Genomic DNA, 24,729 nt, shown 5'->3' with positions numbered 1-24,729 from the left:
CGACAACCCTTGTCGCGATCCGGACCTCAGAAATCTCGGGCGCCCGGATCGCCTGCGACGGGACGGCAGCGAGACCGAAGGATCAGAAGTAGATGACCTTCTCGGCGTTGGCCGCGGCCTCGTCGAGGTCGAGCGTCCACGCCCCGGTGGACAGGTACTTCCACCCGTAGTCGCTCACGATGAAGACGATCACGCCCTCGTCGAGGCGGCCGGCGACCTTGACCGCCCCGGCGAGCGCAGCGCCCGCCGAGATCCCGGAGAAGATGCCCACGTCGGCGAGCTTGCGCGTGAACTCGAGCGACTCGCGCGGCCGGACGATCGACTTGCCGTCGAGCAGGTCGTAGCCGCCCCACTTGTCGAACACCGGCGGGATGTAGCCGTCGTCGAGCGACCGCAGCCCCTCGACCTGCTCCCCCGACGGCGGCTCGACGGCGAGCACCTTGATGTCGGGGTTCCGCTCCTTGAGGTACGTGCCGCAGCCGAGCAGCGTGCCCGACGTGCCGAGGCCGGCCACGAAGTGGGTGATCTCCGGGACGTCGGCCCAGATCTCGGGGCCGGTCGTGCGGTAGTGCGCCTTCGGGTTGGCCTCGTTGCCGTACTGGTAGAGGAACACCCACTCGGGGTGCTCCTCGGCGAGCGCCTGCGCCCGGCGCACCGCGCCGTTGGAGCCCTCCTCGCCCGGCGAGGGGATGATCTCGGCGCCGAACACCTCGAGCAGCTGCCGCCGCTCCACCGAGACGTTCTCGGGCAGGACGATCTTGAGGTGGTAGCCCCGGATCCGGCTGATCATCGCCAGCGCGATGCCCGTGTTGCCCGACGACGGCTCCAGGATCGTGGCGCCCGGCTGCAGCGTCCCGTCGGCCTCGGCGTCGAGGATCATCGACAGCGCGATGCGGTCCTTCACCGATCCGCCCGGGTTCTGGCCCTCCATCTTGGCCAGGATGCGGACGTCCGGGTTGGGGCTGAGCTGGCTGACGTCGACGATCGGCGTGTTGCCGATGAGGTCGAGGACGGACGAGTAGACGGTCATGCGAGGGGCCTCCGAAACCTGACCCCAATGGTAGGGATTCGCGGTCGCCGCCGACCACTCACCCGATCGACGACCCGACCGACCGGGACGGCCCGTGCCGTCACCCGTCGACCAGCGCGACGCGCTCCTCGGCGATCGTCCCGTCGACGACGAGGTACGACCGCACCATCGGCTCGTCGTCCCGCAACGAGACGATGACGTAGTGCCAGGACGGGTCCGGGGCCGAGGCGACGTCGGTCGGCGACGGGTACGGATCGGTGTGGGTGTGGCTGTGCACGACCCCGATGATGGCGAGGCCCTCGTCCTCGGCCGCCCGGTCCGCCTTGAGGTGGTCGACCGGGTGGACGGTGTAGACGGTCGCGCTGGCGGCGGCGTTGCGGCAGGGAACGAAGCGGACGACCGGCCGGTCGGGGTCCGCAGGATCGCCCACCAGCAGCCCGCACGCCTCGAGCGGGAGCCCCTGCAGGGCGTGGGCCTGGATCTGGACGTGGAGCTCGGGGGTGATCCGCAGCACGGCCGCAGCGTATCCAGCAGCGGCGCCGGCACCGGCGAGCGGTAGCGTGTCGGCCCCATGAAGCCCACCGGAACGCAGATCGTCGCGACCAACCGCCAGGCGCGCCGCAACTTCACGTTGGGCGACACGTTCGAGGCCGGCGTCGTGCTCAAGGGCAGCGAGGTGAAGTCGCTGCGCGAGTCGAAGGTGCAGCTCACCGACGCGTGGGCATCGGTCGACGGCGACGAGGTGTGGCTCAACGGGTTGCACATCGCGCCGTACTCCCGCGCCCAGGCCCACTCGGGGCACGAACCGGTGCGGCGGCGCAAGCTCCTCCTCCACCGCACCGAGATCGACCGGATCCGCATGCGGATGCAGGTCGAGCGGCTCTCGCTCGTCCCGTTGAGCCTCTACTTCAAGGACGGGCGCCTGAAGGTCGAGCTCGCCTTCGGCAAGGGCCGCAACGTGGTCGACAAGCGCCAGGACATCGCCCGGCGCGACGCCGATCGCGAAGCGGCGCGGGAGATCGCGCGGGCCCGCCAGCGCGGGTGAGCGTCGCCGCGACGGATGGGCAACTGTTCCCGCTCGCCGGGACGGGCTGAATGCGCGGCGCCGTGAGTGGGCATCATGTCCCCGTGGGTCGGGGCAGAGCGGGAACCCTGTTGTGCGTCGGGGCGGCGGTCGTCGTCGCCCTCGTCGCGCTCACGCTCACGCTGGTCGACTCCGACGACACGGAGGTCGAAGCCGACGGCGGACCCCGGGCGACGACCGCGGAACGACCCACGACGACCACGGCGCCGCCGACGACCACCACCGCCGCTCCCGTCACCGCCCCGCCCGTGACCGAGCCGCCGCCGACGACCCAGGCGCCCGCTGCGCCCGCGACCGTCGCGGCCGCACCGCCCGCTGCGGTCGTCGCGCCGGCGACCACGCCGCCGCGACCCCGGATCTCGCTCCTCGTCGTCGGCGACTCGCTCGGCTTCACCGCCGCCTACCCCGAGCCCACCGCGGCCGAGCGGCCCGGGTACGTCTCGCGGATCGAGCTGGCCGCGCTCATCGGCTGCGGCGTCCTCTACGCGCAGGGCTACACGCCGGTCGACACGGCGGACGAGGGCGCCGGGGCGCTGGGGTACTGCGACGAGCAGAGCGCTCGGGAGCTGAAGGGCCTGGCGAAGCACCCGACGTGGATGGTCGTGTTCTCCGGCGGATGGGAGCACCTCGGATGGATCCCGCCGGGCGGCGCCGCGCCGTTCGCCCCGATGTCGCCCGAGATGCGCACCGCCCTCCGCGACGAGCTCGTCCGCCGCGCCACCGTGGCGCTGTCGTTCGGCACCCGCACCGCCTTCGTGCCCTGGGTGTGCCCGGAGGGCGTCGCCGCCGCCCGCAGCGGCGACTACACCCGTTGGTACAACGACATCCTCCGCGAGGCCGCCGGCGCCGTGCCCGGGGCGTTCGTCGTCGAGCCGACCGACCGGGTGTGCGTCGGCGGCGACGCGACCGCGCCGCCGACGATCGAGAAGAGCCTCGCCTACCACGGCGAGTCCCACCCGCAGGACAAGCGGTGGCTCTGGCAGGAGTGGCTCGGCCCGTCGATCTACGGCCGCAGCTGAGCGGGCGCCGAGCGGCGACCCGGCGGGCGTCCCGACCGGACGCGACGGGTGGGCCGTCGGCGTGGAGCGGTACGATGGCCGACGCACAAGGGGCTGACTGGTTTCGACGTCGGGACCTGGAAGTCGAGCGTGCGACCCGAGTTGTCTCGGACTCGTTAAACAGGGACACAACAAGAACCGCCGATAACGAGCAGTTCGCTCTCGCCGCCTGATCCATCAGGTGACGCAGAGGAAAATCGTGACCAGCGATGGCGCACGGGGCCGGATCCCCACAGCCCGGCAACAGAAGTGGGGATGGACCGCAGGGAGAGACCGCTGACGGCGTGAAAGACCGCTGACGCCGGGGAAAGACCCGGCAGCAGGCCCTTCGGGGCCAGCCGACCCGCCGGTTCAGCTGCTGTGAGCTGAGAAGTCGGGAATGGTCGTAGCGAGTTCGATGACCACCTGGCGGACGGGGGTTCGATTCCCCCCAGCTCCACGAACGGACAAGCGCTCGAGGCCGTTCTGGCTGTCGTGCTGCCGGCCCTGGCCGGCAGGACGACAGCCAGAACCGACGGGCCCGGCTACGTGCCGGTCCGGCTGACCAGCGCCTCGATCACGTAGCGCCGCACGTCCTCGGCCAGCAGCAGTCGGTCGGCCTGCAGCTTCCCCGCCGCCAGCGCGACCTTGACGACGTAGCCGACGTGCGTGGGGTAGCGCTCCTCGATCGAGAGCCGGGGATCGCCCGAGGCCCGGCGGTCGGCCTTGGTCGCCGCGAACGGGATCCGCTGGCCGGTGGCGTTGCACATGTCGTCGGCGGCGAAGCCCGGGGCACGGACGTTCCAGCCCGAGTACGTCGCGGTCGGGACCGAGATCTCGGGGAGGCGGATCCCGGCGACGTCGTTGCCGTCGGCATCCGTCCTCGGCACGAACACGGGATACGCAGCAGGGGTGATGGCGGGCGGCAGGGTCGGGACGCCCGCGGAGAACTGGCTGCCGAAGTCGAACAGGTCCCCGGTGGTGGTGCGGCCGGTGTAGACGACACCCGGGATCACCGGGAAGCCGACGCCCGACTGCGGCAGCGCCGGGACGAGCGTGCCGTCGCGACGCCGGGGCACCCGGTTGGCGGGCGGCTCGGTGCCGTTCGCCACCCACTGGTCGAGCGCCACCAGCAGCGCTCGCGCCACCGGGTCGGGCAGGAGCGGGTTCTGGTCCTCACGGCACGCCCCGATGCCGGTGGACGGCGCGTGCGGGAGGCTCGACAGGAGGTAGTAGCGGACATTCGGGGTCGCCCCGAGGTCGAGGTCGTCGCCCCGCGTGTCGGTCGTCAGGAGCGACGCCGCCTTGTTCCAGTACTCGGTCTCGGAGTTGATCTCGAAGACCTTCGGACAGGTGTCGGTGAGGGCGCAGCGCCGGTGGACCCCGTCGGTCCGGCCCGTGACCGCGTCGGTCGTGACCTGGTTCGCGAACGGGAACTGCCGCTCCGGGTACCAGCGGCCGATGTGCTGGCGCATCGAACGACCGGGCTGCGCGAAGCGGTAGTTGAAGAAGCCGCCCGAGGCGCCGCCGACGATGCTCTCGATGCCGTCGACGGCGCGGCCGCCCGATGCCGTCTCGTTGAAGCCCAGGCGGACGAAGTCGTGCATGAGGCGACACGGCTGCGAGTAGCAGAACGTGGTGACCTGTCGGGCGTTCCCCGCCAACGGGTTGGGGTTCCCGAGCTGGTCCGCACCGGAGGAGCGCACGAAGTCGGCGACGTCGCGGATCACGGCGAAGCTGAGGCCGACGACGAGCGGGTCCTCCGCCGGGTAGCTGAGCTCGTAGAGCGCGCTCTGGTCGAACGGCGTGCCCTCCGGCAGCAGGTGGACCGCCGTGCCGGTGTCGTCGTAGGCCCAGTCGGACGGCGGGACGACCGTCGGTGGGTCGTCGTACTGCGTGCGGACGGTGAGCGTCGCCCGTGAGGTGTCCAGCGACGCCGCGGCGTACGCGAGCGGGTGCGAGGCGGTGGTGTCGTCGTAGGTGATCTCCTCCAGCGCCGGCCCGACGATCGATGACCCGTCCGGGTTCGTGGCCACCGGATACCGCGCCTGGAGCTGGTCCTTCGCGTCGGGGACCGTCGGGTCCCAGGCGACCGACAGGACGCTGTAGCCCTCACGCATCAGGAACCCGTTGCCCGCATCGACGAACTGGTCGAGGTCGTTCGACGGCGGCGCGCTGTTGAGGAAGAACAGCGAGACGACGTTGCCCCGGTTCGACGGCTCGTAGATCAGTCGGTGGTTGCCCTTCGACGGATCGGCTGGCCGCAGGAGGACGAAGTCGACCTCGTACTCCACGAACCCGAGTCGGTTGCGAGGCGCCCGCGACAGGTCGGTGATCGACGCGTTGCGGGGGTCGGCCGGATCCACCCAGCCGGTGATCGTCCCGCGCACCCGCTCGTAGCGGCCGACGTCCCCGAACGAGCGGCCCTCGAACGCCGGGCGGACCTCGTCGACGCGCACCTGTCGCACACCGGCGCCGGTCGCCGCCGGTGGGAGCGGGACGGTCGGTGTCGTGCCGCCCCCGGGTGGGCCGCCGGAGGTGGGCGCGCAGGCGGCCGACGCGACGACGAGCGCCACGAGCAGGGCTGCCGGTCCGGTCCTGGTGCGCCGGCGCGGCGCAACGCGATCAGTCGTCCCCATGGTGGCTTCCCTCCGACCGGTGCCGGTGGTGGCCGACACAACGACGGCGGTAGCGTATTTCAGTCCACTGTAGATTTCCAGGGCGATGTCGCGGATGGGATCGCCGATCTGCAACGGCTGCCGCGTATGATCGTCACATCGCTGTTCAGTCGACTGCAGGGGACGCCGCGCTGCCGCGGCGCGAGGCACGACGTCGAGCCACCGACCGCGCGCTCCGGGCCGCCGCGATCCGGTTGATCACCGAGCGCGGCTACGACGCGACGTCGACGACGGACATCGCCGCCGCGGCTGGCGTGACCCAACGGACCTTCTTCAACTACTTCCCGTCCAAGGAAGCCGTCGTGCTGCTGCCGGCCGAGCTGCTGGCGGACGTCGCAGCGAGCGCGCTGCGGGCGCGGCCGCTCGGCGAGGACATCCCGACGTCGCTCGCCGCCGCGGCGATGGAGACCGCGAGGTCCCTGACGGCCATCGCGGTGGACGGCGACGACAGCGACCAGCGACGTGAGCTCATGCTCGCGGTCGTGCGACTGATGTTCTCGGAACCGGCGGTGCGGAGGGTGTTCCTCGAGCGCCGGGCCGCCTTCGAGGACCTGATCTGGGAGATCCTCATCGAGCGTGGTGCCTCTCCCGACGACCTGGAGGCTCGCAGTGCGATCGCGACGATCGTCGGCCTGAACTACCTCGCGATGAGGATCTGGGCCGAGGGCGGAGGTCGGGAGTCGATGCCGTCCGTCTGGGCCCGATGCATGTTGACCGCACCGGATCCGTCCCGCTTCGCGGCCGGCGTCATCGCGCCGACGAGCTGACCGGCAACGCGAGCACCCTGCGCTCGTGCGGGCGAGCCGGCTCAGAGCCCGGCGAGCAGGCGCTCGAACACGCGCGTGCGGTCGAACTGCATGGCGTGGGAGCGCGCCTTGTCGGCCCGGGCCCGCCGTTCGGCGTCGTCGAGGGCCACGACCTCGTCGAGTCCGGCTGCGATCGCGTCGGGGTCCGACACGGGGATCACGATCGCCGTGTCGCCGACCGCCTCGGGGATGCCGCCCGTCGCAGTCGTGATCACCGGGCCGCCGCCGGCGAGCATCTTCTCCACGAGGCTGATCCCGAAGGTCTCGACGAACTCGGGCTTGGGCTTGCTGGGCAGCACGAACGCGGCGCAGCCGGCCATCAACGACCACTTCTCCGCGTCGTCGACGTCGTCGAGGAACGTGATCCGTCCCCCCACCGCCGTCGCCGCGGCGCGCGCCCGCATCTCGTCGAGCGCCGGCCCGGTGCCGGCGATGACCAACCGCAGCTCGGAGTGCGCGGCGCTGCGGGCGTAGCCCTCGATCAGGTCGTCGACCCCCTTCTCCGGGCTCAGCCGCGAGAGGAACAGCACGTAGCCGTCGCGCTCGAGGCCGCGCAGGGCCAGGGTCGCGCCGACCGCGGCCTCGTCCGGCTCGCCGGACCCGGCGTCGATCGCCGGGTAGGAGATGCCGACGCGCTCGCGACACGTGGCCGCGAAGCTCGTGCCCCACGTCGCGTCCACCTGCTCCGCCGCATCGATGATGCAGCCCCTGGTGTACTCCGACACCGCGACGCAGCGATCGTGGCCGAGGTACGAGGCGAAGACGTGGGCGGCTGCGCCGAAGCGGCCCTCCTCCACGCAGGATCGGACGACGTTGGTGATGTCGGATCCGACCGCCTCGGCGATCGTCGTCACGTCGGGGTCCCGGCCGAGGGCACGGCACACCGACAGCGCCTCCATGACGACGCTGGCGTGGGGCGTCAGGTACAGCGAGACGCACACCGTGGGGACGTCCTCGCAGAACAGCTCGACCAGCCGTCCGACCATCCCGGCCGTGAAGCGCCCGTCGGGCACCTTGTAGTCGCCGACCGGAGCCGGCCGCTCGACCACGATCCCGGGGCTGTAGGGCAGCACGGAGTGCAGCGGCTTGCGCGGCAGCTGCTGGATGGCCTCGAGCGGCCACGTGACGATGCGGACGTCGTCGAACCCCGCCAGCAACGCGGCCTCGGCGAGGTTCCGGGCCTCACCGGAGTGCCCGCAGATCACGGGGTCGGCACGCACGACGATCACGAGGCGTCGGGTGGGACGCACGGGCGCCGGGTCGGGGTTCGGCATCGGGGACCTCGTCGGATCGGGGTTCACGTGTCGGACGGCGTCTCGTCGGAGGGCCCGGAGGTGGACAGGGACGGAGGACGGGTGGTGGTGCCCCAGGCGGAGGGCTCGGGCCCGAGCTCGACGACCAGGTGACCGGACCCGTGCACCTCGGCGGCCGAGATCCAAGACCGCTCCAGCGGCTGGCCGTCGAGGGTGACGGACTGCACGTAGCTCGGACCCTCGAGCGGATCCGAGGGACGGTCGCCCTTGGTCTCGACGACGAAGTCGCCGCCGCCCACCCGGATCTCGGACCGGTCGAACGCCGGTGCGTTGACCAGGAAGAGGCTCTGGCCGGCGACGGGGAACAGCCCGAGCGACGCCCAGACGTACCAGGAGCTGAGCCCACCGGAGTCGTCGTTGCCCGGCAACCCACCTCGCCCGGGGCCGAAGGCGCCGTGGACCGCGGCGTGCACGACCTCGGCGGTGCGGTCGGGCCGTCCGGCGTAGTGGTACGCCCACGGCACCTCCATGTCGGGCTCGTTGTTGAGCCCCTCGAAGCGGTGCAGGCCGTAGCCGCGCGCGAGCTCCGCCTCGTCGAACGGCGGCTCGCCCAGCTGCGAGACGGGCGGCTGCCCGAAGCCGAAGAAGCGGTCGAGCATGTCGACGAACGGGTCCTCGCCGCCGGCCAGCTCGATGCGGGCGGCCATGTCGTGCAGCAGCCGGAACGAGTAGTTCCACCGGCCGCCCTCGTAGTACTCGGAGTCGATCAACAGGCCCGTGGTCGGGTCGAAGGCGTTGATCCACCGGGTGGCGAGGTGCTCGAGGTGCTCGGCCAGCTCGTGGTCGCCGACGTGGCGGGCGATCCGGGCGGTGCAGTGGTGCCCGTACGCCAGGTCGAGGGTGTGGGAGATCGGGTGGGCGACCCCCTTGACCAGGTACTCCTCGCCGTAGTTCCGCCGCAGGTCGTCGTGCAGGTGGACCAGCGCGTACTCCCAGTCGATGCCGGGGAGCCCGAGCTCGCAGACGTCGGCGAAGAAGGTGTGGGCGAGCGCGCTGGCCTGGCGGAAGAAGCGGTCGGTCCCGCGCGCCATCCGGTAGCCGATCGGGAGGTTCCCCTCCTCCTCCGCGACCGACAGCAGCGCCGCCACCAGGTCGACCGCCCGATCCGGCGCGATCGCCGTCATGAGGGGGAGCTGCGCCTTGTACAGGTCCCACATCGTCGAGATGTCGAACACGAACGAGCGGGAGGTCGTCCAGAACGGGCTCTCGTCGGGAGCGAAGCACGGCTTGATGAGCGAGTGGTACAGGGCCGTGGAGAACACGGTGCGCTGGTCGGTGGTCGCCCCTTCGACCACGATCCGGTCCAGGTGCTGACGCCACTCGGCCTGCGTGTCCGCCCTCCGGGTGTCGAACGAGCGGACGCCGGTGCCGCAGTCGGCCTCCAGGTTGGCCCTGGCCTGCTCGACCCCGCGGAGCGAGAAGCCGAACCGCAGCTCGACGTCCTCGCCCGACTCGGTCGGCCCGATCAGGAGCAGACCGAACGGGCGCAGGGTGGTGAGCCGGATGCCGTCGAACTCGAGCCGGCTCCCGCCGGACATCAACCGACGGTCGTACCAGAGCATCTGCCGCCAGCGGGGGGCGTCGAACTCCATGTGGACCGCGAGCGGCACGCCCTCCACGACGATCTCGCCCTGGGCGACGCCCGGCGCGACCGACACCATCTGGGCGCGCAGCGGCACGGTCCGCCCGTGGTCGATCGACAGACCCCCGAGGGAGAAGTCGACGACGATCCGTGCGTCCTCCCGCGCCGGGAAGGTGTAGCGGTGCACCGCCGACTTCGGACCGACCGTCAGCTCGCTGCGGATGCCCGACGAGAGGGTCGCCGCGTAGTAGCCGGGTTCGGCGACCTCCTCCTGCAGCTGCCACTGGGTGTCCAGGGCGTCGAGCGGGTCCACCATCGGCGTGACGCGGAAGTAGTTGTAGTACTTGCGGATCGCACCGGTGCCGGACTGCTGGAAGTGCGTGAAGCCCGATGCCTGGAGCTCGTCGTACATCCGGGGCGGCACGCCCTCGGTGTTCATGCCGTAGCGGCCGTACCCGGTCGGGTAGCCGCCCGAGTACGCGCACGCCGACACCATGCCGAACGGCGACGTCGCGCCGGGATGGGTGTTGCCGATCTGGGGCTTCGGCCACCACCAGGACGCGGCGAGTCCGGTCGTCGACGGAAGATCCGTGACCTCGGTCCCGATGAAGGGGTCGACCGATTCGATCAACGGGGCAGCCCCATCGGGTGACCGTACGGATCGAACGTTCCACCGGTGTTACGACGGCGTGAACCGGCCTCGCACGACGCTGTCGGCGACGGGGTGCACGGTGCGCACCGCCTCGGTGGGACTTCCGTGCCGCCCTGCCGATACCCGAACGCCGTTCGCCTTCCTCTGGGTCGTTCGACCCATTTCCCCCGCCAGGGTTTCAGTCGGCGGGCCCTGATGTCCGATCGGACATGTGGGTCACCTACCGGTGACTCGCACCAACCGTCATTGACCCGCAGCACCAGGCAGGAGAGGAACCCAACATGGTCCAGTACGAGTTCATCAAGGCGTGGTTGAAGGCCCAGGCGAAGACCGAGCGTGGCGCCTCCCTCGTGGAGTACGCCCTCCTCGTGGCGCTGATCGCGGTGGTCTGCATCGCCGCCGTGTCCTTCATCGGTTCGAGCGCCAAGGACAAGTTCAGCCAGGTCGGCAGCTCGATCCAGTGACGCCGTCCGGGACGACGAGGTCCCGGCGCTCCACCCCGTCCAGCGGGGGTGCGACGACGACGGGTGGGCCACCGGCCCACCCGTCGTTCCGCGTCCGGGCGCCGGCTTCAGCCCGCGACGTCGACCGGCCTGGCGAGGTCGTCGACGACCTCGCCGCCCATGGCGACCAGCAGCGCCGGCGGGACCAGCAGCTTGGCAGAACGCCCGCCCGCCCCGACGATGACGCGCTCGCAGGCGGCCACGCGGGCGTCGATCCAGAGCGGCAGCCCGTCGGGCAGGCCGACCGGGGTGACGCCGCCGATCTCCATCCCCGTCATGGCGCGCACGTCGTCGGCCGGGGCGAAGCTGGCCTTGCGGGTGCCCAGGCGACGGCGCACGACGCCGTTCACGTCGAGCCGGGTCGAGGCGAGCACCACACAGGCCGCGTGCACCGGAGGGTCGGACTTGCCGACCACGACGACGCAGTTGGCGCTCTCGTCGGGCGAGTACCCGTAGGCCTCGCAGAAGGCGGCGGTGTCGGCCAGGTCGGGGTCGCAGTCCACGACGTCGAACGGCAGTCCGGTCGCCGCCGCAGCGGCGAGGACCCGCTCGACGGCGGGGTCTCGCGTCACCCCCGGGTCCAGGTGTCGCGCCCGTTGATGCCGTAGAACCGCACCCACAGCGCGCGCTCCGGCTCGACGGCGATGAAGACCGTCTCGGGCGAGCCGTCGGGGCCGCCCGGCGAGAACATGCCGAGGTCGTAGTCGAACACGCCCTCCCAGAGCCGGCGCTTGGTGTCGAGGTCGTCGTGCACCGAAGCGGTCCCCCACAGCTCGACGCCGTCGCCGGCCTCCGACACCTGCCAGTGCATCGCCACGTTCGGGTTGGTCGCGATGTTGCGCGACTTCACACCGGTGTGGCTCATGATCCACAGCGTGTCGCCCTCCCAGGCGGGGTGGACCGGGACCACGTCGGGTCGTCCGTCCTGCCCGACGGTGGCGATGTGCGCCAGGGGCGACAGTGCAGCGGCGGCGGCCTTGATCTCGTCGAGGGTCGTCATGGTCGCCGAGTCTGACAGGGATGGTCCCGATCACGCGGTCGCCAACCTATGCGTACTGCACATATGCTGGGCGCATGAGTCGTGAAGCGAACCTCCTCGGCGCCCTGGCCGTCGCCGTGTGCGACGAGTTGGAGGCGGCGTCGCTGGCCGCGGCCGACCTCACCGCGACGCAGACCGCCGCGCTCAACGTGCTGGCGCACCACCCCGGATGCACCATCCGGGAGCTCTCCCAGGTCCTCGAGCTCAGCCACCCCGGGACGGTGCGGCTGGTCGACCGGCTTCAGGACGAGGGCCTGGTCGAGCGCCGATCCGGCGTCGACGCGCGCAGCGTGGCGCTGCACGTCACCGCGGCCGGACGCCGCGTGTGGAACCGCCAGCGCCACGCCCGCGACGCCCGCCTGGCCGAGGTCGTGGCCTCGCTCCCCCGCGCCTCGAGAGCCGATCTCCGGGGGGCCGCCGAGCTGCTGCTCGCCGCCCTCACCACCGACGAGGACCGGGCCGAGTCCATCTGCCGGCTGTGCGACGAGTCGCAGTGTCCCCAGGACCGCTGTCCCGTGACGCTGGCCGTGAGCTGAGGTCGACGTGCGGACGCGCCCCGGGCACCCGACGAGGTCCCGCCTGCTCGGTCCGGCGGCCATGGTCGGCTGCGCGGCGGCGTGGGCGCTCGGCACCGTGCTGTCCAAGGGCGTCCTGGACCGCACCGCCATGAGGCCGCTCGACGTCCTGACCGTGCAGCTCGTCGCGTCCGTCGTCGCGCTCGGCACCGTGGCGACGCTGGCGGCGGTCCGGTCGCGGGCGCCGGTCCGCGTCGGCGCGCTCCTGCGCGACGGCTGGACCGGGCTGCTCGAGCCGGGCCTGGCCTTCGTGCTGACGATGGTGGGGCTGGCGCTCACGAGCGCGGCGAGCGCGACGGTCCTGACATCGCTCGAGCCGGTCCTCATCCCGCTCGTGGCGTGGGCGGTCCTCCGATCACGGCCGACCGCCCGCCAGCTGGTCGTGGTGGCGACCGCCGCCGTAGGTGCGGTGGTGGTGGCCTGGAGCGGCGGCTCTGGCGGCGGCAGCGCCGGCGGCGACGTGCTGGTCGTGCTCGGCGTCGGCGCGGCCGCGCTCTACGCCGTCGCCTCGTCGCGCCACGCGGCGCACCACCCGCCTGTTGCGCTGGCGGCGGCCCAGCAGGTGTGGGCGCTCGCGCTCACGGCCGCCGTCGCAGGTGTGGTGGCGATCTCGACCGGCACCACATGGCCGACGCAGGGCCACCTCGTCGCCGTCGCCGCCACCGGGCTGTGCACCCTGTCGATCCCCTTCTCGCTGTACCTGCTCGCCCTCCGGCACATGGACGTGGCCGAGGCCGCGCCCTACCTCTGCCTCATCCCAGTCTTCGGGGTCACCTCCAGCGCGGTGCTGCTCGGCGAGGCCGTCGGCGCCGTGCAGGTGCTCGGGGTCGCGGTCGTGATCGCCGCGCTGCTAGTCGGCGGCGTGGGGTCGCGACCACGGGCCGGGACCCGCAACCGCACCGTCGCGGCGTGATCGCGCCGACCCGGCCGTACGACCCACGCACCCACCGCCCGTGGGGCTTTGACCCATTCCGCGCCACGCTCCGTGGCGGTTCGATGACAGGACGAGCCGGACGACAGGTTCCGGCAGCAGAACCTGGGGGAACCACATGTCCGCACGAGCCGTCGAGATGCACCTCGGAACCGTCGAGCAGGGCACCGCCCGCCTGGAGATCGTCTCGGTCGACGACCACGGCGAGCGCTTCATCATCGACCTGGTCGGCCCCGAGGCCGACGTCCGCGCCGAGGCTGCCTTCCTCGCCGACCAGTACGAGCTCGCCGCCACCGCCTGAACCGTGCGCCCGCCCTGCGGGGCACCACGGACGAGGTCACGGGTCGCAGGTGACGTCGGCCGCCGCCTTGTCGTCTCGCTGACCGACGTACACCGGGTGGCGCAGCCGCCCCGACGAGGTCCACTCGCCGAACTCGACCTGCACGACGAGCTCCGGCCGGACCCAGTGCAACACCTTCCCGCCCGTCGTGCGGGGTCGCTCGTCGGTCGTCGCCGCGACGAACGGTGACGAGTCGACGGCCAGCGGCCCGAGCAGACCGGCGAGGCGACGGAGCTCGGGGTCGTTGAACCCGGAGCCCACGTTGCCGACCCACCGCAGCACCGGCGGCCCGCCGTCGACGGCGGAGTGGCAGCCGAGCACGAGCGATCCCATCGTGCGGGCCCTGGAGCCGGTCCCCCCGATCCAGCCCCCGACCACGAACTCCTGGGTGTGGCGGACCTTGACCTTGCGCCACGCACGCGACCGCCGACCGGGCTCGTACGGCGAGTCCACGCGCTTGGCGACCACCCCCTCGAGGCCCTGGACCCGGGCCGCCTCGAGGAGGTCGGCACCGCCGGTCGGGTACGCGGGCGGCACCTGCACCACCGCGGACGGCGCGACCAGGCCCTCGAGCAGCTCCCGACGGTGCTCGTACGGCAGCGAGGTCGTCGGTCGGCCGTCGATCGAGAGCACGTCGAACGCCAGGTAGGCCACGGGCACGTCCCGGGCCCGGCGTGCGGCGTCGCCTGCGTCCATGACGTGCATCCGCTGCTGCAACAGGCCGAAGCTCGGTACGCCGGCGTCCGAGAACGCCACGACCTCCCCGTCGAGCACGCAGTCGGTCGCCACCGCCGCCGGGATCGACGCCAGCTCCGGGAACGTCACCGTCACGTCCGTGCCGCGGCCGCCCCGCAGCCGGAGCCGACCGTCGGCGACCACGGCCATCACCCGCATGCCGTCCCACTTGACCTCGTACCACCAGCGGCCGTCATCGGGCGGCAGGTCGCCGGACTCGGCCTTCATCGGCGACAGCTCCACGGTCCCATCCTGCCCGGTGCAGCGTGGATCCAGCTCCCTCGCCGATGCGGGGACGAGCTCGTCGACGCCGCAGGCGCCGTCATCGGCTGCCGCGGGCGTGGGGCGTTCCCGCGCCGGCCCGCACGTGAGAAGCGTCACACCGGTTTACGAGACACCCGTGCATCGGAATATGTTCCAATACGGGACAGTTGTGACTCGTTATCCACCGGACACCTCCGGCGGCGTCAGTGGACCGGCACCCCCACCGGTCGTAGGAGAAGCAGGGAACAGATGTCAGAAGAGCTCGTGTACCGACGCCGCTGGTGGATCCTCGGCGTCCTCTGCCTGTCGTTGGTGGTCATCACCCTCGACAACACCATCCTCAACGTGGCCCTCCCGACCCTCGTGCGGGACCTCGACGCGTCGAACAGCCAGCTGCAGTGGATCGTCGACAGCTACACGCTGGTGTTCGCCGGCCTGCTGCTCACCGCCGGGAGCCTCGGCGACCGGTTCGGCCGCAAGGGCGCCCTGCAGCTCGGCCTGGCGATCTTCGCCGCCGGCTCCGCCCTGTCGGCGCTCGCCACCGACCCGAACCAGCTGATCGCCACCCGGGCCCTGATGGGCATCGGCGGCGCGTTCATCATGCCCGCCACGCTGTCGATCCTCACCAACGTCTTCCCGGCCGAGGAGCGCGGTCGCGCCATCGGCGTCTGGGCCGGCGTCTCGGGCCTCGGCGTCGCCCTCGGCCCGCTGCTCGGCGGCTACCTGGTCGAGCACTTCGGCTGGCACGAGGTGTTCACCGTCAACCTGCCGATCGCCGCGGTCGCCATCGTCGCCGGCGGCTTCCTGCTGCCCCGCTCGAAGGACCCGTCCGCCCCGAAGCTCGACCCGCTGGGCGCCGTCCTGTCGATCGCCGGCCTGACGACGCTCGTCTACGGCCTGATCGAGGCCCCGAGCCGGGGCTGGACCGATGGCCTGATCCTCGGGTTCTTCGCCGCTGCCGTCGTGCTGCTCGGCCTCTTCGTCGTGCACGAGCTGCACACCGAGGAGCCGATGCTCGACGTGTCGTTCTTCAAGAACCCCCGGTTCACCGCAGCCAGCATGGCGATCACGCTCGTGTTCTTCGCGATGTTCGGCTACTCGTTCCTGCAGACGCAGTACTTCCAGTTCGTGCTCGGGTACTCGGCGGCCGAGACCGGCGTCCGCATGCTGCCCCTCGCCCTGACGCTGATGGTCGTCGCACCGACCTCGAGCCGGATCGTCGAGAAGGTCGGCACCAAGATCGTGGTCGGCACCGGGCTCTCGCTCGTGTCGCTGGCACTGGTCCTGCAGCTGCAGCTCACCGCCGACAGCTCCTACGTCCAGGTCATGTGGCGCATGATGCTGCTGGCCGTCGGCATGGGCCTCACCATGGCCCCCGCCACCGAGTCGATCATGGGGTCGCTGCCGCTGGCCAAGGCCGGTGTCGGCTCGGCGATGAACGACACGACCCGCCAGGTCGGCGGCGCCCTCGGCGTCGCCATCATCGGCAGCGTCCTGTCGTCGGTGTACGGCTCGAAGATCGTGGACGCGCTGTCCGGCAAGGTCCCCGACCAGGCCCTCGAGACCGCCAGGAGCGGTGTCGGCGGTGCGCTGGCCGTCGCCGAGCGCGCCGGTGACGCCGGGTCCCAGATCGCCGACGTCGCCCGCAACGCCTTCGTGGACGCCATGCACGGCGGTGCCATCGTGGCCGCCGCAGCAGCCATCGTCGGTGTGATCGTGGCGTTCGTCTTCCTCCCCGCCCATGCCCGCCCGACCGACGAGGCGCTGCAGGAGCAGGAGTTCACCGCCGAGATGGCCGATGCCGCCGCCCACGGCGACACCGTCGAGGCGGTGCCGCAGCCGTGAGCCCCACCTCGACCGGACGGGCGACGGCCGCCACCGACGGCCCGACCCGACCGGCGGGGCCGGGACGACCCCGGGACCCCCAGGTCGACCAGGCCATCCTCTCGGCCGCGGTGGAGCTGCTGAGCGACGGCGGCGTCGAGGCGATGTCGGTCGAGGCGGTCGCCCTCCGGGCCGGCGTGTCGCGAGCCAGCGTCTACCGGCGATACGCCAACCGCGTGGACCTCATGGAGGCGGCGTTCCACGCCGCCTCCGCCCAGAAGCCCGAGCCGCCCGACACCGGGTCGGTCCGCACCGACCTCATCCAGCTCGTGCTGCGGCTGAAGTCCGTGCTGCTCGACTCCGACAGCGGGGCCATGCTCCCGGCGATGCTCAGCGCCGCCCGGGAGAACCCCGAGGTCCGGGAGGCGCTGGAGCGCTTCACCTCCGCCCGGCGCTCCCCCACCGTCCAGGTGATCCGCCGGGGCGTCGAACGGGGCGAGATCCGCGCCGACGTCGAACCCGAGCTGCTCGCCGACATGCTCGTCGGCGCCGTCATCTACCGCCTGCTCATGCGCAACGGCACGATCGGCGACCGTCGCGCCGAGGAGCTCGTCGACCTGGTGCTCGGCGGCGCCGGCAGCTGACGCGCGCTCGCCTCCCCGAGCGCGGACGAGGCCCCACCCGCACGGGTGGGGCCTCGTCGCGCCGGGGGCGAGCCGGCTGCTCAGGACGTCTCGACGTCCGTCCCCTCAGGACGTCTCGACGTCCGTCCCCTCAGGACGTCTCGACGTCCGTCCCGCTCAGGACGTCTCGACGTCCTCGGCGAGGATGGCGTAGAGCGCCTTGCGGGCGTCGTTGAGGACGTCGCGGGCCCGCTGGACCTGGTCCGGCGTCCCCGTCTCGACGACCTGCCCGAAGGCCATCGCCAGCTGGCCGATGAGGCGCCGGAGGTCCATGGCGGCCGAGTCGCCGGCCACCGCCTCCCACGGAGCGTCCTCACCCGCCTCGGCGGCCTCGCGCCCGGCGTCGGTCAGGTGGAAGACGTTCTTGCCGCCCTCCGCCTCGGACCGGACCAGGCCCTCGTCCTCGAGCAGCTGCAGCGTCGGGTACACCGATCCCGGGCTCGGCTTCCACGCACCGGCGGTGCGCTCGTCGAGCTCGCTGATGATCTGGTAGCCGTGCATCGGCTGCTCCTTGAGCAGCGCCAACACGGCGGCGCGGACGTCGCCCCGGTTGGCGCGTCGGCCGCCCCGGCCGAAGCCCGGCCCGAAGCCGGGACCGAACCCGTGCCCGAACCCGCCCCGGCTGCGACCCATCCCCCGGGCCGGGCCACGCCCGAAGCGCCCCCGCCGTCCGGAGGGGTCGAAGCCGCCTCGCCATCCATCGGACACGAAGCCGTCCGGCTCGGCGCCCCTGTCATCGTTCCGCATGCCGCTCTCCCGCATGTCGTTCGTTCGCATGTCGTCCGGTCGCATCGTGCGGCCCCTTCCTGTCGTTCGGTGGGCTCGTGGTGAGCTCCTTCCGTCGCGGTCGAGGCCGATCCATCTCGATCGCTCCCGACCCGTTGCGATATATCGTGACCGTACGCAGACCGGTTGTCAAGGTAGCGTGACGAGGGTCACCCCTCGTCCGTTCCCAGCGGTGTCCGGTCGAATCGCCCCGCGCACCGGCGCGCGACGACCCGAGCCGAAGTGCGATGACGGGGACGCTCAGGCGTCGAAGGACGGCTGGTCCCACCAGGGGAACCAGTCGGGGAGGTCGCCCGGGACCTCCTGGCGCCACCGGGGCGGCCGCTTCTCGAAGAAGGCGGTGATGCCCTCGCGGGCATCGGCGCCCGCGCCGGTCGAGGTCACGCCCGGCGAGTCGCGGCGGTGGGCCTCCATCGGGTGGTCGGCCACGAGGCCCTTCCACATCAGCTGACGCGTCAGCGCGACCGACACCGGCGCCGAGGCCGAGGCGATCTGCTGGGCCAGCTCCTGCGCGGCGGGCAGCAGCTCGTCGGGCTCGTGCAGCGACCGGACCAGGCCGGCCTCGTGCGCCTCGGCGGCCGGGAAGACCCTCGCCGTGTAGCACCACTCGAGTGCCTGCTGGATGCCGACGAGGCGCGGGAGGAACCAGCTCGAGCACGCCTCGGGCACGATGCCCCGGGCTGCGAACACGAACCCGAACTTGGCGCCGCCGGACGCGAGCCGGAGGTCCATCGGCAGCGTCATCGTCGCCCCGATGCCGACGGCAGGACCGTTGATCGCGGCGATCACCGGCTTGGTGACCTCGAAGATCCGCAGCGTGAGCAGACCGCCGAAGTCGCGCCGGGGATCGATCGGGCGCCGCACGGCCCGCTCCCCCGGCGACAGCGCCGCCACCCCGTCGGCGTCGGTGGCGCCGTCGCCGGCCTGACGGTCGGCCCGCAGCTCCTGCGCCGCCCCGGACGCGGCCGAGCCGGCGGGGTCGAAGGCTTCGGCACCGCCGGCCAGGTCGGCACCGGCGCAGAACGCCCGGCCGGAACCGGTCACGATCACCGCCCGGACCGACGGGTCGGCGTCGATCCGGTCGAGTGCGTCGATCATCTCCAGGCACATCCGCACCGTGAAGGCGTTCATGTGGTCCGGCCGGTCGAGCGTCAGCGTGGCGATGCCCTCGCCGACCTCGTAGCGGATCGTGCGGTAGTCGTCGTCCCCCACCCTTGGAACCCCCGGTTCGGTCGGCCCGGCGGGCCGTCAGACCTTCAGGAAGCGGCTCACCGCGATGCCGGAGCCGACGGCACCGGTCAGGGCGCCGATCACGAAGATGATCCCGATCGACCAGAGGAGCTCGCTCTGGTCCCAGCGGATCTGGTTGAGCAGCTCGAAGCCGACCTGGTCCACGAAGTTCCGCTTCCAGAGCTGGTCGAAGCCCCACGCGCCGATCGACGCGAGGAGCGCGCCGAACAGGCCGTGCACGAGGCCCTCCACGATGAACGGCAATCGGATGAACCAGTTGCTGGCCCCGACCAGCCGCATGACCTCGATCTCGCGGCGGCGCGCGAACACGGCGGTCCGGATGGTGTTGAAGATCAGCAGCACCGACGCCGCGATCAGCACGGCCGCGACGATCCGCACCCAGGTGTTCAGCGTCGTCACCGAGGTCTGCATGCGCTTGGCGTACTCGGCGGCGTACTCGACGCGCAGCACGCCCTCCTTGGCCTGCAGCGTGTCGCCGAGCGACGAGACGACCTCGGCGTCGGTCGACTTCGGCTTGATGCGGAAGCTCTGCGGCAGGTCCTCGGGCTTGATCGTGTTGATCAGGTCGGGCTGGTCGCGGAAGAGCCGCTTGAACTCGTCGAAGCTGCGGGTGCTGTCGAAGAAGTCGAACTCCTCGACCTGCGGGCTCGAGTCGAGCGTCTTGTCCATCGCCTGGATCTGCTCGGCGGTGGCCGCCGGGTTCATGTACACGAACAGGTCCACGTCGGAGCGGAGCCCGAGGAAGCTGTTGTTGATGCCGGCACCGATGAGGTAGCTGGCCGCCACCATCGCCAGCGACACCGCCACGGTGAGCACCGCCGCGAACGTCAGGGTGAGGTTGCGGACGAGGTTGGTCCCCGTCTCCTTGAGGACGTAGTCAACTCGAACGGCCACGTGCCCTCACTCGTAGACGCCGCGGGCCTGGTCGCGGACGACGCGCCCGCGGTCGAGCTCGATGACGCGGCGCCGCATCGTGTCGACGATGCCCCGGTCGTGGGTGGCCATGAGGACGGTCGTGCCGGTCCGGTTGATCCGGTCGAGCAGCTTCATGATGCCGACGGACGTCGCGGGGTCGAGGTTGCCGGTCGGCTCGTCGGCCAGGAGGATCAGCGGGCGGTTCACGAACGCCCGGGCGATCGACACGCGCTGCTGCTCGCCGCCCGAGAGCTCGTCGGGCATGTTCGACTGCTTCTTCGACAGGCCCACCAGGTCGAGGATCTGCGGCACCGCGTCCTTGATGGCGGACTTCGGCCGACCGATGGCCTCGAGGGCGAAGGCGACGTTCTCGTACACGCTCTTCGAGGGCAGCAGCTTGAAGTCCTGGTAGATGCTGCCGATGTTCCGGCGCAGGTACGGCACCTTGTAGCCGGGCAGCTCGGCGATGTCCTTGCCGGCCACGAAGATGCGGCCCTTCTCGGGGCGCTCCTCACGGTTGAGGAGGCGCAGGAAGGTGGACTTGCCGGAGCCCGAGGGGCCCACCAGGAAGACGAACTCGCCCTTGTCGATGTCGACCGAAGCGTCACGAAGGGCGACCATCTCGCCCTTGTAGATCTTGGTGACGTTGTCGAGCTTGATCACGCTGACCTCTCTCGCGGGGGGAGGGGAGGGACCCGCGAACAGGACTGACCGTTGTTACGAACCGGTGACGATAGCTCCGCAGCCCGACGACCGGGATCGCGCCGAGGTGCAGTCTCTCAGGCCGGGCACCGCGAGTGGCGGAGGGGTCAGCCGACCGCGGGGCTGCCGGCGCGGACCCACTGGAGGTAGCCCTCCATGAGCGCGTCCAGCTCGCCGTCGAGCACCGCGTCGGGGTTCGTGAGCTCGACCCCGGAGCGCAGGTCCTTGACCTGCTGGTAGGGCTGCAGGACGTAGTTCCGGTCCTGGCTGCCGAAGTCCACCGCCGCACCCTCACCCGTGATCTCGGCCAGCTTGTCGGCGCGCTTGCGGCGCTCGAGCTCGAGCAGCTTGGCCTTGAGGATCTTCATCGCGCGGTCCTTGTTCTGGTGCTGGGACCGCTCGTTCTGGCACGAGGTGACGATGCCGGTGGGCAGGTGGGTGATGCGCACGGCCGAGTCCGTCACGTTGACGTGCTGGCCACCGGCGCCCGAGGACCGGTACACGTCGATGCGCAGGTCCTTGTCGTCGATCTCGACCTCGTCGTCGACGTCGTCGATCCACGGCGTGACCTTGACCGAGGCGAAGCTCGTCTGGCGCCGGGCGTTGTTGTCGAACGGCGAGATCCGCACGAGGCGGTGCACGCCGTGCTCGGAGCGCATGAGCCCGTAGGCGTTGCGGCCCTTGAGCAGGAACGTCGCCGAGGAGATCCCGGCCTCGGTGCCCTCGTTCAGCGACTCGATCTCGAGGTCCATCGACGAGCGCTCCGCCCACCGGACGTACATGCGGAGCAGCATCTCGGCCCAGTCCTGGGCGTCGACGCCGCCGGCGCCGGAGTTGATCTCGACGATCGCGTCGCGGTCGTCGTACTCACCGGTGAACAGGGCCCGCAGCTCGAGGCGGTCGAACTCGGCCGCGAGCGACTCGAGCTCGGCCTCGATCTCGGGCTCGAGCGACTCGTCGCCCTCCTCGCGGGCCAGCTCGGCGAGCGTGTCGACGTCGTCGACGCGGCTGCGCAGGCCCTCGTAGAGGTCGAGGTCGTCGCTCAGCTCGGCGAACTCGCGCTGGAGCGCCTGCGCCGAGTCCTGGTCGTCCCAGAGGTCGGGGCGGCCGAGCTCGGTCTCGAGCTGAGGGCGGCGGGCCCGCAGCTCGCCGACGCGGAGGTAGCCCTCGGCCTCGGCCAGCCGGGACCGGAGCGCGGTGATGCGGGGTGAGAAGTCCTGCACTGTCGTTCCGTCGGGTGGGGTCGGTGGTCTGCTGGGACGGTCGGCTCAGGCGGCGCCGTGGCAGACCTTGAACTTCTTGCCGGAGCCGCAGGGGCAGGGCGCGTTGCGCGGCGTCTTGTCCCACTCGCTCTTGACCACCGGCTGCTGGGACACCGGCTCGTCGGCCTGGGCCTGGGCGCCTGCGGCGTCGTGTGCGGACTCGGCGGCCACGACCGCCGGGACCGGGTTGGCGCCCTCGGACGGGTCCTCGGGAGCGGAGTAGTCGAAGCGCTGCGGCTGGAGCCGCGGCTGCTCCTCCTTCACCACCTGCACGTGCATGATGTACTGCACGTACTCGCGGTTCACGGCCTCCATGAGCTTGCCGAACATGTCGAAGCCCTCGCGCTGCCACTCGGTGAGCGGGTCCTTCTGGCCGAGCGCCCGGAGGTTGATGCCCTCCTGGAGGTAGTCCATCTCCTTGAGGTGGTCGCGCCACTTCGTGTCGATGATGCGCAGCATGATCTGCCGCTCGATCTGGCGGAAGGTGTCGGCGCCGAACTCCTCCTCCCGCTCCTCGTAGTGGCGGGTGGCGTCGGCCATGAGCGTGTCGTAGAGCTGGTCGCTCGTGGCGGCGTCCGCGAGGTCCTCGACGGTGAGCTCGGTGGGCCAGTAGGTGGCGCTGTCGCCGACCAGGGCCTCGAGGTCCCACTCCTCGGTGTAGTCCGAGCCGCAGTGGGTCTGGAGCAGCCCGTCGACCGCCTCGGCGAGGGCCTCCAGGGTCTCCTCCCGGAGGTCGATACCCTCGAGCACCTCGTCGCGCCGGCGGTAGATCACCTTGCGCTGCTCGTTCATCACCTCGTCGTACTTGAGGACGTTCTTGCGGATCTCCGCGTTGCGGGCCTCGACGGTGTTCTGCGCCTTCTCGATGGCGCGGGTGACCATCTTCGCCTCGATCGGCACGTCGTCGTCCCAGCCCTTGCCCATCACCCACTCGATGGCGCCCGTCGCGAAGAACCGCATGAGGTCGTCCTCGAGCGACAGGTAGAAGCGGCTGGCGCCCGGGTCGCCTTGGCGGCCCGAACGGCCGCGGAGCTGGTTGTCGATGCGGCGGCTCTCGTGGCGCTCGGTGCCGAGCACGTACAGGCCGCCGAGCTTGCGGATCTCCTCGCCCTCGGCCTTGCACTCGGCCCCGTACTTGGCGAGCAGCTCCTCGTAGCGGGCCTCGGCCTCGTCGGTGCCGTCCTCGAGACCCTCGGCGTGGACGTCGCGGCGGGCCAGGCCCTCGGGGTTGCCGCCGAGCAGGATGTCGACGCCGCGTCCGGCCATGTTCGTCGCCACGGTGACCGAGCCGATGCGGCCGGCCTGCGTGACGATCTCGGCCTCGCGCGTGTGCTGCTTGGCGTTGAGCACCGAGTGCGTGACGCCGCGCTTCTCGAGCTCGCGGCTGAGGCGCTCGGACTTCTCGACCGAGACGGTGCCGACGAGGACCGGCTGGCCCTCGTCCTGGCGCTCGACGATGTCGTCGACCACGGCGGAGAACTTGGCGTCCTCGGTCCGGTAGATCAGGTCGCTGTCGTCCTGGCGCTGGATCGGCCGGTGCGTCGGGATCGGCACCACCTGCAGGTTGTACGTGGACATGAACTCGGCGGCCTCGGTGACGGCCGTGCCCGTCATGCCGGCGAGCTTGTCGTACATGCGGAAGTAGTTCTGGAGGGTGACCGTCGCCAGGGTCTGGTTCTCCTCCTTGATCTTCACGCCCTCCTTGGCCTCGACGGCCTGGTGGAGGCCCTCGGACCAGCGGCGGCCGTCGAGGATGCGCCCGGTGAACTCGTCGACGATCTTCACCTCGCCCTGCTGGACCAGGTAGTCGCGGTCGCGCTTGTAGAGCTCCTTGGCCTTGATCGCCACCTGCAGCTGGTGGACGAGTCCGTTGGCGACGTCGTCGTAGAGGTTCTCGACGCCGAGGCTCTTCTCGACCTTCTGGATGCCCTCGGGGAGCGGGAAGACGACCCGCTTCTCCTCGTCGACCTCGTAGTCGACGTCCCGCGTCAGACCCCGGGCGACCGACGCGAACTTGTAGTACAGCTTCGCCGCGTCGCCGACCCGGCCGGAGATGATGAGCGGCGTCCGGGCCTCGTCGATGAGGATCGAGTCGACCTCGTCGACGATCGCGTAGGCGTGCCCGCGCTGGACCTTCTCCTCGAGCGACAGCGCCATGTTGTCGCGGAGGTAGTCGAAGCCGAACTCGTTGTTCGTGCCGTACGTGATGTCGCAGGCGTACTGCTCGCGCTTGAAGTTCGGGTCCTGCTCGCCCGGCAGGATCATGCCGATCGACAGGCCGAGGAACCGGTGGACCCGGCCCATCCACTCGGCGTCGCGCTTGGCCAGGTAGTCGTTGACCGTGATGACGTGCACGCCCGTCTGGGTGAGCCCGTTCAGGTACACCGGCAGGGTCGAGACGAGGGTCTTGCCCTCACCAGTCTTCATCTCGGCGACCCACCCGAAGTGCAGCGCCGCCCCGCCCATCAACTGGACGTCGTAGTGGCGCTGGCCGATGACGCGGCTGGCCGCCTCGCGGACGGTGGCGAAGGCAGGGATCAGCAGGTCGTCGACGTCGATGCCGCGGTCCAGCTGCTCCCGGAACTCCACGGTGCGGTGCTGGAGGTCCTCGTCGGAGAGCCTCTGCAGCTCGGGCTCGAGCGCCCCGATGTCGGGCACCAGGTCCGCGAGCGCGCGCACCTTCTTCCCCTCGCCGGTGCGCAGCAGTCGATCCATGAATCCCATAAGCGGGGATCAC

At 71.2% G+C, this 24,729-nt stretch carries 23 protein-coding genes and 1 other RNA gene; 10 read left to right on the top strand and 14 right to left on the bottom strand.

Annotated elements, in window-relative coordinates; genetic code table 11:
- Positions 1-82: 82 nt before the first annotated feature.
- A complete protein-coding gene (locus tag LH044_RS20245) occupies positions 83-1,030 on the bottom strand; it encodes a PLP-dependent cysteine synthase family protein (RefSeq protein ID WP_227757452.1) in 948 nt (315 codons plus the stop codon).
- Between the two features lie 100 nt (positions 1,031-1,130).
- Positions 1,131-1,544, bottom strand: coding sequence for a M67 family metallopeptidase (locus LH044_RS20240; protein ID WP_227757451.1), 414 nt, complete (start codon positions 1,542-1,544; stop codon positions 1,131-1,133).
- A 57-nt stretch (positions 1,545-1,601) separates the two neighbouring features.
- Here LH044_RS20240 and smpB point away from each other — a divergent pair, with 57 nt between their 5' ends.
- The 3 genes from smpB to ssrA all read left to right on the top strand — a co-directional run bounded on the left by smpB (position 1,602) and on the right by ssrA (position 3,614).
- Positions 1,602-2,075 carry an SsrA-binding protein SmpB gene (gene smpB, locus LH044_RS20235; RefSeq protein ID WP_227757450.1) on the top strand — a complete coding sequence of 158 codons (474 nt, stop codon included), beginning with the start codon at positions 1,602-1,604 and terminating at the stop codon, positions 2,073-2,075.
- Positions 2,076-2,158: 83 nt separating this feature from the next.
- Positions 2,159-3,133 (top strand): hypothetical protein, encoded by a 975-nt coding sequence (locus tag LH044_RS20230; protein ID WP_227757449.1) that lies wholly within the window; start codon positions 2,159-2,161, stop codon positions 3,131-3,133.
- Between the two features lie 89 nt (positions 3,134-3,222).
- Positions 3,223-3,614, top strand: a transfer-messenger RNA (tmRNA) gene (ssrA, locus tag LH044_RS20225).
- Between the two features lie 82 nt (positions 3,615-3,696).
- Here ssrA and LH044_RS20220 read toward each other — a convergent pair.
- Positions 3,697-5,790 carry an alpha/beta hydrolase domain-containing protein gene (locus LH044_RS20220; RefSeq protein WP_227757448.1) on the bottom strand — a complete coding sequence of 698 codons (2,094 nt, stop codon included), beginning with the start codon at positions 5,788-5,790 and terminating at the stop codon, positions 3,697-3,699.
- 56 nt (positions 5,791-5,846) lie between these two features.
- Between LH044_RS20220 and LH044_RS20215 the strand changes: the two genes are divergently transcribed.
- Positions 5,847-6,596 carry a TetR family transcriptional regulator gene (locus tag LH044_RS20215; RefSeq protein ID WP_309568865.1) on the top strand — a complete coding sequence of 250 codons (750 nt, stop codon included), beginning with the start codon at positions 5,847-5,849 and terminating at the stop codon, positions 6,594-6,596.
- A 41-nt stretch (positions 6,597-6,637) separates the two neighbouring features.
- On the opposite strand, the gene LH044_RS20210 is transcribed toward LH044_RS20215, so the two are convergent.
- Together LH044_RS20210 and LH044_RS20205 are read right to left on the bottom strand one after the other, a co-directional pair.
- Positions 6,638-7,909 carry a glycosyltransferase gene (locus LH044_RS20210; protein WP_227757446.1) on the bottom strand — a complete coding sequence of 424 codons (1,272 nt, stop codon included), beginning with the start codon at positions 7,907-7,909 and terminating at the stop codon, positions 6,638-6,640.
- A gap of 23 nt (positions 7,910-7,932) precedes the next feature.
- Complete coding sequence (locus tag LH044_RS20205) at positions 7,933-10,161, bottom strand: glycoside hydrolase domain-containing protein (RefSeq protein ID WP_227757445.1); 2,229 nt, start codon at positions 10,159-10,161, stop codon at positions 7,933-7,935.
- Between the two features lie 302 nt (positions 10,162-10,463).
- Here LH044_RS20205 and LH044_RS20200 point away from each other — a divergent pair, with 302 nt between their 5' ends.
- Entirely contained in the window at positions 10,464-10,646 is a 183-nt protein-coding gene (locus tag LH044_RS20200; protein WP_227757444.1) for a Flp family type IVb pilin, read from the top strand.
- A 107-nt stretch (positions 10,647-10,753) separates the two neighbouring features.
- Here the strand turns inward: LH044_RS20200 and LH044_RS20195 are convergent, their stop codons facing one another.
- Both LH044_RS20195 and LH044_RS20190 read right to left on the bottom strand, forming a co-directional pair.
- Complete coding sequence (locus tag LH044_RS20195) at positions 10,754-11,257, bottom strand: YbaK/EbsC family protein (RefSeq protein WP_227757443.1); 504 nt, start codon at positions 11,255-11,257, stop codon at positions 10,754-10,756.
- Complete coding sequence (locus LH044_RS20190; protein ID WP_227757442.1) at positions 11,254-11,685, bottom strand: pyridoxamine 5'-phosphate oxidase family protein; 432 nt, start codon at positions 11,683-11,685, stop codon at positions 11,254-11,256. The genes LH044_RS20195 and LH044_RS20190 overlap by 4 nt, the downstream gene beginning before the upstream one ends.
- Positions 11,686-11,759: 74 nt before the next feature.
- On the opposite strand from LH044_RS20190, the gene LH044_RS20185 reads away from it, so the two are divergent.
- From LH044_RS20185 to LH044_RS20175, 3 genes are all read left to right on the top strand, one after another.
- Positions 11,760-12,260, top strand: a complete 501-nt coding sequence (locus tag LH044_RS20185) for a MarR family winged helix-turn-helix transcriptional regulator (protein ID WP_227757441.1) — start codon at positions 11,760-11,762, stop codon at positions 12,258-12,260.
- A gap of 7 nt (positions 12,261-12,267) precedes the next feature.
- A complete protein-coding gene (locus LH044_RS20180) occupies positions 12,268-13,212 on the top strand; it encodes a DMT family transporter (RefSeq protein WP_227757440.1) in 945 nt (314 codons plus the stop codon).
- 136 nt (positions 13,213-13,348) lie between these two features.
- Positions 13,349-13,531 (top strand): hypothetical protein, encoded by a 183-nt coding sequence (locus LH044_RS20175; protein WP_227757439.1) that lies wholly within the window; start codon positions 13,349-13,351, stop codon positions 13,529-13,531.
- A 36-nt stretch (positions 13,532-13,567) separates the two neighbouring features.
- Here the strand turns inward: LH044_RS20175 and ligD are convergent, their stop codons facing one another.
- On the bottom strand, positions 13,568-14,548 hold the full coding sequence (ligD, locus tag LH044_RS20170; RefSeq protein WP_227757438.1) for a non-homologous end-joining DNA ligase: 981 nt from the start codon (positions 14,546-14,548) through the stop codon (positions 13,568-13,570).
- Between the two features lie 270 nt (positions 14,549-14,818).
- On the opposite strand from ligD, the gene LH044_RS20165 reads away from it, so the two are divergent.
- Together LH044_RS20165 and LH044_RS20160 are read left to right on the top strand one after the other, a co-directional pair.
- Positions 14,819-16,414 carry an MFS transporter gene (locus tag LH044_RS20165; protein ID WP_227757437.1) on the top strand — a complete coding sequence of 532 codons (1,596 nt, stop codon included), beginning with the start codon at positions 14,819-14,821 and terminating at the stop codon, positions 16,412-16,414.
- Complete coding sequence (locus LH044_RS20160) at positions 16,411-17,037, top strand: TetR/AcrR family transcriptional regulator (RefSeq protein WP_227757436.1); 627 nt, start codon at positions 16,411-16,413, stop codon at positions 17,035-17,037. Before LH044_RS20165 ends, LH044_RS20160 begins: the two co-directional genes overlap by 4 nt.
- 156 nt (positions 17,038-17,193) lie before the next feature.
- Here the strand turns inward: LH044_RS20160 and LH044_RS20155 are convergent, their stop codons facing one another.
- From LH044_RS20155 to secA, 6 genes are all read right to left on the bottom strand, one after another.
- Positions 17,194-17,823, bottom strand: a complete 630-nt coding sequence (locus LH044_RS20155; protein ID WP_227757435.1) for a PadR family transcriptional regulator — start codon at positions 17,821-17,823, stop codon at positions 17,194-17,196.
- Positions 17,824-18,102: 279 nt separating this feature from the next.
- Positions 18,103-19,074, bottom strand: a complete 972-nt coding sequence (locus LH044_RS20150) for a crotonase/enoyl-CoA hydratase family protein (protein WP_227757434.1) — start codon at positions 19,072-19,074, stop codon at positions 18,103-18,105.
- Positions 19,075-19,110: 36 nt separating this feature from the next.
- Positions 19,111-20,007, bottom strand: coding sequence for a cell division protein FtsX (locus tag LH044_RS20145; protein WP_227757433.1), 897 nt, complete (start codon positions 20,005-20,007; stop codon positions 19,111-19,113).
- 6 nt (positions 20,008-20,013) lie between these two features.
- Positions 20,014-20,691: a cell division ATP-binding protein FtsE gene (gene ftsE / locus LH044_RS20140; RefSeq protein WP_227757432.1), complete on the bottom strand. Its 678-nt coding sequence runs from the start codon at positions 20,689-20,691 to the stop codon at positions 20,014-20,016.
- Between the two features lie 146 nt (positions 20,692-20,837).
- Positions 20,838-21,953, bottom strand: coding sequence for a peptide chain release factor 2 (prfB, locus tag LH044_RS20135; protein ID WP_227757431.1), 1,116 nt, complete (start codon positions 21,951-21,953; stop codon positions 20,838-20,840).
- 45 nt (positions 21,954-21,998) lie between these two features.
- Positions 21,999-24,716 (bottom strand): preprotein translocase subunit SecA, encoded by a 2,718-nt coding sequence (gene secA, locus LH044_RS20125; RefSeq protein ID WP_374210510.1) that lies wholly within the window; start codon positions 24,714-24,716, stop codon positions 21,999-22,001.
- Between the last annotated feature and the right edge of the window lie 13 nt (positions 24,717-24,729).

The sequence above is a fragment of the Dermatobacter hominis genome (assembly GCF_020715685.1).
Lineage (GTDB): Bacteria > Actinomycetota > Acidimicrobiia > Acidimicrobiales > Microtrichaceae > Dermatobacter > Dermatobacter hominis.
The sequence above is the reverse complement of the archived record's forward strand: the minus strand, read 5'-3'. Positions and strand labels throughout refer to the sequence as shown.

Coding starts and splice junctions, on each gene's coding strand:
- LH044_RS20220 (WP_227757448.1), bottom strand. CDS start 5,790: ATGGGGACGACTGATCGCGTTGCGCCGCGCCGGCGCACCAGGACCGGA.
- LH044_RS20155 (WP_227757435.1), bottom strand. CDS start 17,823: ATGCGGAACGATGACAGGGGCGCCGAGCCGGACGGCTTCGTGTCCGAT.
- LH044_RS20165 (WP_227757437.1), top strand. CDS start 14,819: ATGTCAGAAGAGCTCGTGTACCGACGCCGCTGGTGGATCCTCGGCGTC.
- LH044_RS20175 (WP_227757439.1), top strand. CDS start 13,349: ATGTCCGCACGAGCCGTCGAGATGCACCTCGGAACCGTCGAGCAGGGC.
- LH044_RS20245 (WP_227757452.1), bottom strand. CDS start 1,030: ATGACCGTCTACTCGTCCGTCCTCGACCTCATCGGCAACACGCCGATC.
- LH044_RS20185 (WP_227757441.1), top strand. CDS start 11,760: ATGAGTCGTGAAGCGAACCTCCTCGGCGCCCTGGCCGTCGCCGTGTGC.
- LH044_RS20190 (WP_227757442.1), bottom strand. CDS start 11,685: ATGACGACCCTCGACGAGATCAAGGCCGCCGCCGCTGCACTGTCGCCC.
- secA (WP_374210510.1), bottom strand. CDS start 24,716: ATGGGATTCATGGATCGACTGCTGCGCACCGGCGAGGGGAAGAAGGTG.
- LH044_RS20210 (WP_227757446.1), bottom strand. CDS start 7,909: ATGCCGAACCCCGACCCGGCGCCCGTGCGTCCCACCCGACGCCTCGTG.
- LH044_RS20200 (WP_227757444.1), top strand. CDS start 10,464: ATGGTCCAGTACGAGTTCATCAAGGCGTGGTTGAAGGCCCAGGCGAAG.
- smpB (WP_227757450.1), top strand. CDS start 1,602: ATGAAGCCCACCGGAACGCAGATCGTCGCGACCAACCGCCAGGCGCGC.